8 protein-coding genes are annotated in these 8,325 nt (G+C 73.6%); 6 read left to right on the top strand and 2 right to left on the bottom strand.

The window, feature by feature from the left end; all coding sequences use genetic code 11:
- The 5 genes from AXW62_RS32690 to AXW62_RS32670 all read left to right on the top strand — a co-directional run.
- Positions 1-1,477 (top strand): peptidoglycan binding domain-containing protein (locus AXW62_RS32690; RefSeq protein ID WP_060947666.1); only part of this gene is annotated, 1,477 nt, incomplete at its 5' end.
- 200 nt (positions 1,478-1,677) lie between these two features.
- Positions 1,678-2,655: an ABC transporter ATP-binding protein gene (locus AXW62_RS32685; RefSeq protein WP_060947665.1), complete on the top strand. Its 978-nt coding sequence runs from the start codon at positions 1,678-1,680 to the stop codon at positions 2,653-2,655.
- On the top strand, positions 2,652-3,395 hold the full coding sequence (locus tag AXW62_RS32680) for an ABC transporter permease (RefSeq protein ID WP_060947664.1): 744 nt from the start codon (positions 2,652-2,654) through the stop codon (positions 3,393-3,395). Before AXW62_RS32685 ends, AXW62_RS32680 begins: the two co-directional genes overlap by 4 nt.
- Positions 3,396-3,491: 96 nt before the next feature.
- Entirely contained in the window at positions 3,492-4,763 is a 1,272-nt protein-coding gene (locus AXW62_RS32675) for a sensor histidine kinase (RefSeq protein WP_079115907.1), read from the top strand.
- 261 nt (positions 4,764-5,024) lie between these two features.
- Positions 5,025-5,630 (top strand): response regulator transcription factor, encoded by a 606-nt coding sequence (locus AXW62_RS32670; RefSeq protein WP_030822783.1) that lies wholly within the window; start codon positions 5,025-5,027, stop codon positions 5,628-5,630.
- Between the two features lie 115 nt (positions 5,631-5,745).
- On the opposite strand, the gene AXW62_RS32665 is transcribed toward AXW62_RS32670, so the two are convergent.
- Both AXW62_RS32665 and AXW62_RS32660 read right to left on the bottom strand, forming a co-directional pair.
- Positions 5,746-6,582 carry a transglutaminase family protein gene (locus AXW62_RS32665; RefSeq protein WP_060947663.1) on the bottom strand — a complete coding sequence of 279 codons (837 nt, stop codon included), beginning with the start codon at positions 6,580-6,582 and terminating at the stop codon, positions 5,746-5,748.
- A gap of 18 nt (positions 6,583-6,600) precedes the next feature.
- Positions 6,601-7,614 (bottom strand): GNAT family N-acetyltransferase, encoded by a 1,014-nt coding sequence (locus AXW62_RS32660; protein WP_060947662.1) that lies wholly within the window; start codon positions 7,612-7,614, stop codon positions 6,601-6,603.
- Positions 7,615-7,728: 114 nt separating this feature from the next.
- On the opposite strand from AXW62_RS32660, the gene fdxA reads away from it, so the two are divergent.
- On the top strand, positions 7,729-8,055 hold the full coding sequence (fdxA, locus tag AXW62_RS32655; protein WP_014054705.1) for a ferredoxin: 327 nt from the start codon (positions 7,729-7,731) through the stop codon (positions 8,053-8,055).
- The last annotated feature ends 270 nt before the right edge of the window (positions 8,056-8,325 follow it).

Here is an 8,325-nt window from a genome sequence, read left to right as displayed (position 1 = left end):
CCTGCCGTACTTCGCCGACGGGCAGGCCCCGGGCGGCCAGGGGGAGCCGAGCGGACCCACCACCGGCCCGGCCACCGGCGGCATGTTCATGCCGCGCCCCGGCGCCGGAGCCGGAGCGCGCGACAGCGACCTGCTGGCCCCGCCCGGACCGGGCCCCGCGGACGGCCGGTACGGCGGCGACCAGCAGACGCCCCCGGGCGGTGCGGGGCCGCTGGCCGGCGGCTCCGGCGCCGCCACCGGAGCGGGCCGGCCGCCCGGTTCCGGGGCGGACCCGGCGGACGACCCCGGAGCCGGGCCGTCCCCCTCGCTGTTCCGCGACCCGGAGCCCACCCCGGGCGGCGGGGTGCCGCCCGAGCAGGTCTCCAGCGACACGCTGGTCAGCGGGGTGCCCGTGGTGCCGTCGGCCGAAGGTCGGAGCAAGCCGCCGTCCCCGCCCGCCGCGGGCGGTCCGGGGGCCCCGGCGCCCGGCGGCGGCAGCGCCCCGTCGAGCGCCCCGGCACCGTCCGCCCCCAAGGCGGGCAAGCCCAGGAAGAAGGGCCGCTCCAAGGCCGTCATGGCCGTGGGTCTGCTGGTCGTGCTCGCGGGCGGGGCCTATGTCGCCGGTCTGGTGATGAACCACGCCGATGTGCCGAACGGCACCACCGTCCTCGGCGTCGACATCGGCGGCACCTCCAAGGAGACCGCCGTCGACAAGCTGGACACCGCGCTGGGCAAGCGCACCACCGCCCCGCTGACGGTGTCGGTCGACGGCCAGCAGAAGGAGATCAAGCCCTCTGTCGCGGGCCTGGCGCTGGACACCGAGGCCACCGTCCGGAACGTCGCCGGCCGGGACTACAACCCGGTCACCGTCATCGGCTCGCTCTTCGGCGGCACCCATGAGGCCGACCCCACGGTGACGGTCGACGAGGAGAAGCTGCGGGACGCCCTGGAGCGGCTCGCGGGCAACTCCGGCACGGCCCGCGAGGGCGGTATCACCTTCACCGCCGGCCGGGCCGTCCCGGTGTACGGCAAGGAGGGCAAGGGGCTGGATGTGGACAAGGCGGTCAAGGCCGTCTCGGACGCGTTCCGGCAGCGTGCCGAGACCGGCCGGAACAAGGCCATCACCCTGCCGGTCGCGGTGCGGCGCCCCACGGTCAGCAAGGCCGAGGTCGACCGGAAGATGAAGAGCTTCGCCGAGCCCGCGATGTCGGGCCTGGTCACGGTCCAGACGGACCCCCAGCACTCGATTCCGTTCGGCCCGGACAAGTCGCTGCCGAAGATCCTCTCCATGCGGGTGGTCGACGGCAAGCTGGTGGAGCACTACAACCTGACCGCCCTCAAGGAGCTGTACGGCAGCACCTTCGACGGCGTCCTGCTCGAGCGGGGCGACGGCTCGAAGAAGCCGGTCACCCCGGAGGACGTGGAGGTGGCGCTGCGGCAGGCGCTGCTGGGCAAGACGGCCAGTGAGCGCATCGGCATCATCGGCAAGGACAACTGACCGGGCCCGCGCCCGTCTCCGACGCGGTCGGTCGACACGGCCCCCGCCCGGCACCGGGCGGGGGCCGCGGCATGTCTCCGGGCCGCGTCACCCCCGGCCCATGACATCTGTCATCACCCCCGGCCCATGACATCTGTCATCCCCAGGTCACGACCGTTGACACTGCCGGGCGCCCCCCGCCCCCGGCCAGGCTGGTGGGCATGACCGCAACGACCGATGTTTCCGCCCCCGGCGCCGGGGCCGCCACCACGGGCTCCCCGCCCGTGGTCCGCTTCGCGCAGGTCAACAAGACCTACCGGAGTGTGCGCGCCGTGGCCGACCTCGATCTCACCCTGTACCCCGGGGAGACCGTCGCCCTGCTGGGCCCCAACGGCGCCGGCAAGTCCTCCACCCTCGATCTGCTGCTCGGCCTGCGCCACCCCGACTCCGGCCGGGTGGAGGTCTTCGGCACCAGCCCGCGCCAGGCCATCGTCCGCGGCCGGGTCGGCGCGATGCTGCAGAGCGGCAGTCTGATGCGGGACGTGACGGTCCGCGAGCTGGTGGGGCTGGCCTGCGAGCTGCACCCCAAGGGCCTTCCGGTGGACGAGGTGCTGGAGCGGGCGGGGATCGCCGAGATCGCCTCCCGCAAGGTGAACAAGCTCTCCGGCGGCCAGGAGCAGCGGGTGCGTTTCGCGTTCGCCACCGCCGGCGCCTCCGATCTGATCGTGCTGGACGAGCCCACGACCGGTATGGACGTCTCGTCCCGGCAGACCTTCTGGGGCGGGATGCGGGAGCAGGCCAGGCAGGGCCGCACCATCCTGTTCGCCACCCACTACCTCGAAGAGGCCGACGCCGTCGCCGACCGGGTGATCGTGCTGCACCGCGGCCGGGTGCTGGCCGACGGCTCGTCCGCCGAGATCAAGGCGATGGCCGGGGCCCGGCGGATCTCTTTTCAGCTGGACGGGCCGCTCGACGAGACGGCGCTGCGCGCCCTGCCCGCGCTGACCGGGATCGAGATATCGGGGCGTACCGTACGGATGCGTTCCACCGACGCGGACGCGACCGTGCACGCGGTCTACGGGCTCGGGCTCTATCCGCACGGTCTGGAGGTCACCGGCCTCGGCCTGGAGCAGGCCTTCCTCGCCATCACCGACGCCGCCGGCGGCACCGCGCCGGCAGATGAGGAGCCCACACGATGAAGGCGCTGGTCAAGCTGGAGATCGCGCGGACCCTGCGCAACCGCAAGTTCATGTTCTTCACGGTCGCCTATCCGTCCGTGCTCTTCCTGCTGATCGCGGGCAGCACCGACGCCGACGACCAGGTGCCCGGCACCCGGCTGTCGATGCCGCTCTACTACATGGTCGCGATGGCCTCGTTCGGGGCGCTGACCGCCGGGCTGATGGGCAACGGCGAGCGGATCGCCAGGGAGCGCGAGGACGGCTGGACCCGGCAGCTGCGGCTCACCCCGCTGCCCGGCCGCGGCTATGTCGGGGCCAAGATCGCCGTGGGTGCGGTGGCCACCCTGCCGTCGATCGTGATCGTCTTCGTGGTGGCCGCCGCCGGCAAGGGCGTACGGCTGGACGCCGCCTGGCAGTGGCCCGCGCTGACCGTCGCGATCTGGGCGGGCTCCCTGGTCTTCGCGGCACTGGGGGTGGCCATCGGCTATCTGGCGAGCGGGGACGCGGCACGCCCGGTGACGATGATCATCTACTTCGGCCTGTCGATCCTCGGCGGGCTGTGGATGCCCACCACGTCCTATCCGCAGTGGCTGCGGACCATCGGGGACTGTCTGCCCACCCACGCCTACAACGCCCTCGGCCAGGCGATCGAGCTGGGCGGCGCCCCGCACACCAAGGACGTGGCGCTGCTCATCGGCTATCTCGCGCTCTTCGCGGGCGGCGCGGCATGGCTGTACCGCAAGGACACTCGTAGGGCATGAAGGGCCCCTGGGCCCGCTACGGCATGAGGAGCGCGGGACGCCCGTAAGGCGTGACCGAGGGCGTGGCCCGAGGTGTGATCCGAGGGGAGAAGAACCATGGCTGACCGGGCCGAGCCGACCGACGGCGATCCGCGGTGCCGCCCCGGCGGGCGCCGCCGGCTGACCTGGTGGGCCGACGCGATGGCGTACGACGACGAGAACGACCACTTCGTCTCCATCGGGCAGAGCCCCGAGAACCGCCCCCAGGTCCTGGTCAAGCTGATGTGGATCGGGATCTGGATGGCCTATATGGGCGCCCCGGTCAGCGATCTCGCGGACGGCCACCACACCGTCCCCGCCACCGTGGGCGGCGCGCTCGGCCTGCTGGGCTTCGTGGCCCTCTATCTGGTGCTGATCTTCCGGCACACCGGGCGGGCACTGAGCCGGGCCACGGTTTTCGGGGCGCTGGGCACGCTCTGCGTGCTCGCCGCCGTGCTCGCCCTCACCATGGGCGGCGACTGGCTGGTGCTCTGCGTCTATGTGTCCGTCGCCTTCGGGGCGGTGCTGCCGCTGCGGCTCTCGCGCTGGGTGATCCCGCTGAACACCTTGTTCATGGTGGCCATCGGGGTGCTGGTGCGCGGTTCGCACGGGCTGCTGTCCGCCCTGGTCATCCCCTCGCTGCTGGGCGGCTTCGCGATGAGCGGGGTGCGCCAGATGGTCCGTACCACCCGGGCGCTGCGCGCCGCCCGCGCCACCGTGGCCCAGCTCGCCGCCAACGAGGAGCGGCTGCGGCTCGCCCGTGATCTGCACGACCTGCTGGGCCACTCGCTCTCCCTGATCACGCTCAAGAGCGAGCTGGCGGGGCGGATGCTGCCCGACAAGCCCGAGCAGGCGGCGCGGCAGGTGGCCGATATCGAGCGGGTCAGCCGGCAGGCGCTGGTGGACGTCCGGGAGGCGGTCAGCGGCTTTCGCCGCCCCACCCTGGAGGCCGAGGTCGCCGGGGCCCGTACCGCCCTCACCGCCGCGGGCATCGCCGCCGATCTGCACCGGGTCGGCACCCACCACCCCGACCTTCCGCCCGACCACGAGGGGGCGCTGGCCTGGGCGCTGCGCGAGGCGGTCACCAATGTGGTGCGGCACAGCGGGGCGCGCCGCTGTGCGGTGACCCTCGACGAGACGGGCGACGAGCTGTGCCTGACCGTCAGCGACGACGGACGCGGCCCGACCGGCCCGCACGGCAACGGGCTCACCGGGCTCGCCGAGCGGCTCCAGCTGGCCGACGGCCGCCTGGAGACCGGCCCCGGTGAGCGCGGCGGCTTCACCCTGCGCGCCGTCGTCCCGCTCTCCCGTGGCGCCCGCGTGGAGCTGCCCTCGCCGACCGCGCCGTAGGGCCTGCCGTCACAGGGGGCGCCCTGCTCGCGCGCCCCGCTCCCGACGCCTGGCACGGCACCTCGCCGCGTTGTCGCATCGCCCGCGTACGCCCCGTACGGGGGTGATGCTCCGCCGTGCGGTGTTCCCCGGCCACCGCACGGGAGGTGCCGCCCGCCCCAGACGCCGCTCGCGGCCGGACGCCCCTGCGACCAGGGGCCCCAGGAGCCGGGAGGAGAGGGCGCGTGAGGAGCGGGCGGATGAGCGGATACGCTGCGGGGCGTGATCCGGGTACTGCTGGCCGAGGACCAGTCCATGGTGCGGGAGGCGCTGGCCGCGCTGCTCGGGCTCGAGGACGAGATCGAGGTCGTCGCGCAGGTGGCCCGTGGTGACGAGGTCGTGGACGCCGCCCGGACCCATCGCCCCGATGTGGCGCTGCTGGACATCGAGATGCCCGGGATGAGCGGAATCGAGGCCGCCGCCGCGCTGCACCGGGCCGAGCCCGGTATCCGGATCGTGATCCTGACCACCTTCGGCCGCCCGGGCTATCTGCGCCGCGCCATGGAGTCCGGCGCCGACGCCTTCCTGGTCAAGGACGCCCCGGCGGCCCAGCTCGCCGACGCCATACGGCGGGTGCTGCGCGGGGAGCGGGTCATCGACCCCACGCTCGCCGCCGCCGCGCTCGTGGACGGGGCCAGCCCGCTGACCGCGCGGGAGCGCGAGGTGCTGCGCGCGTCGGCGGACGGCTCGACCAACGCGGAGCTGGCCCGCGCCCTGAACCTGTCGCCGGGCACGGTCCGCAACTACCTCTCCACGGCCATCCAGAAGACCGCCGCCCGCAACCGGGCCGAGGCCGTCCGCATCGCCCGCGACAAGGGCTGGCTGTAGGGGGCCCGAAGCGGCGCGGGGCCGCGGCGATGTGCGTGCGGGGCCGTGTCGCCGTGCGGCCCCCACCGGGTGGGCGCGACCGGCCACGATGGCTGCACGATCCGTCGGACACCCCTCAGTTCAGCATCGCGCGGGCCGCGCGGGCCTCGCGGCGTACCGTCTCGGCGGCGTCGGGCTCCACCGCCGCCACGACCTCCGCATAGTCCTCCAGCTCCCTGGCGCCGGTCAGGAAGTCGCCCCGTTCCACGAGGAGTCGCGCCCGCTCGTAGCGCAGCCGGGCCGGGTGGGCGGGCAGCAGCAGGGACAGCTCGACCGCCCAGAGCCGGACATCGGTCCGCTCCGGGCGGGCGGACGCCCAGGCCCGGATGTTGTTGAGGATCCGCAGCACGATGTCCAGCGGCCCGGCCGGGGTCAGCATCGACGGGGACAGCGGGGTGCCCGTGGTCCCCGACACCAGCATCGCCGCGTCCTCGCTCGACAGCGGCCGCCCGCCGTGACACGGATCGGCCAGCACATGGCTGCCATAAGGATCGCCGAAGCCGACCACGAAGCGGCCCGGCAGCCCCACCCCGTACACCGGGGCGCCCGCCCGCCGCGCCACCTCCATCCACACCACGGACAGCAGGATCGGCAGCCCGCGGCGGCGCCGCAGCACCTCGTGGAGGAGCGAGGACTCCAGCCTCCGGTACTCGGCCGCGCCGCCCCGGAAGTCATGGCGCTCGCCGAGGAGGCGGGCCAGCGCGGCGGCCCACTCCTCGGGGCCGCCGGGGGAGAAGGGGAGCTGACCGGCCAGCCGGTCGAGTTCGATCTGCGCCTCGTCGATTCCGGTCTCGTCCAGTCCGGGGTCGGCCTCCATGCCCACCAGCAGGCACAGCAGCGCCAGATCGGGGCGCTCTTCGCGGGCCGCGTCGGCGAACCGCCGGCGGCGGGAGGTGTCGTTCATCCGTGGCATAGCCGCCTCGTACCCCGCTCAGCGCACATCCTGCCGGGAGGCGCGCCAGTGATGGTAGATGTGGTGGACGGTGAACCCCATGCCCTCGTAGAGGGCGTGCGCACCGCCATTGTCCGTCTCCACCTGGAGATACGCCGCCGAGGCACCCTCGTCGAGCGCCTTGCGGGCCAGCGCGGTCATCACGGCCTTGGCCAGGCCCTGGCGCCGCCGCTCCGGGGCGACCTCCACCGCGGCGAACCCGGCCCAGCGGCCGTCCACCACGCAGCGCCCGATCGCCGCCGGGGCGCCTCCCCCCTCCGCCGGTATGGCCGCGAACCACACCGACGGGCCGCCCGACAGCACCGTCCGGGCCTCGGGGGAGGGCTCGGCGGACCGCTGGTAGCGGGCCAGCCAGGCGTCGTCCAGACGGCGGGAGAGCGTCACGGCCGAGGCGTCGGCGTCCAGGTCCCCGATGGGGGCGAGGGCCGCGATCCGTATCTGCGCGGAGACCTCCCGGGTCCAGCCCCGGGTCTCCAGCTCCGCGGCGAGCAGCTCCTGGGTGCCCTCGGCGCCCGTGCTGACCTGGATGTACGCGGGAAGCTGCCGTGCCGCGTACCAGTCGGTGACCCGGTGCAGCGCCTCGTCCAGAGCCGTCCCGGGGTCGCCGAGGGCCAGCACCGAATTGGCGCGCCGGGTGAAACCGCCGGAGGCGCGCAGCGTCCACTCGCCCAGCGGCTCGCTGATCACCGGTGGCCAGCCGCGGGCGGCGACCCGGTCCAGCTCGGGCGCGCTCGCGGCGGGACCGCGGCGGCGGGCCGGAGCGGCGGGCACCACCTTGCCCGCCACCAGGGACGACTCGGCGATCCGCACCGCCTCACCGGTGCGCCGGGTGATCGACAGCGTACCGCCGGTCCACGATGTGAGAACCCCTACCACGTCGGTGAAGGTGGAACCCGGCTCGCGCTCCCCGGTCAGAAGCCTGACCGAGACGCGTTTTCCCACGTCATCCGGGGTGATCCGGACTTCTAGACGTCCGCCAGTGGTGAAATCCACAGCTCAGTCAGCCCCTCATGTGCGTCTGGTGCCCTGGAACGGCGATACTAGGTGCGGGCATCGACGACGCCGCGCTCCCGCGCGATAGCAGCCCTAACGAGGAGGAACGACAGCGTGACCTACGTCATCGCGCAGCCTTGTGTCGACCTGAAGGACAAGGCGTGCATCGAGGAGTGCCCCGTCGACTGCATCTACGAGGGCCAGCGGTCCTTGTACATCCACCCGGACGAATGCGTCGACTGCGGGGCCTGTGAGCCGGTCTGCCCGGTCGAGGCGATCTTCTACGAGGACGACACTCCCGAGGAGTGGAAGGACTACTACAAGGCGAACGTCGAGTTCTTCGACGAGCTCGGTTCGCCCGGTGGCGCGAGCAAGCTCGGCCTGATCGAGCGGGACCACCCCTTCATCGCCGCGCTTCCGCCGCAGGAGCACGACGAGTGACCCTGCCCCGGCGCAGCGCCCGGTAGCAGCCGGAAGGTCCCGTACGGCCAGTGGCCTGCGGGACCGGGTTGTTTCCCGGGCGGCCCCGGCATCCAGCGGGTTTCCCCGGTGTCGTCCTCCGCCACCGGGCCCCCGGTGTCCACAACCGGGCCCCCGGTGTCCAGCACCGGGCCCCCGGGCGCCCGGCCCGGGAATTTCCGAAGAAAGCGAGCCACCCCGTGTCACCCGTCTCCGCCCGCCTCCCGGTCTTCCCCTGGGACCGGCTCGAAC

The sequence above is a fragment of the Streptomyces hygroscopicus subsp. hygroscopicus genome, from assembly GCF_001553455.1.
GTDB lineage: Bacteria > Actinomycetota > Actinomycetes > Streptomycetales > Streptomycetaceae > Streptomyces > Streptomyces hygroscopicus.
This window is presented reverse-complemented; position numbering and strand designations above follow the sequence as displayed.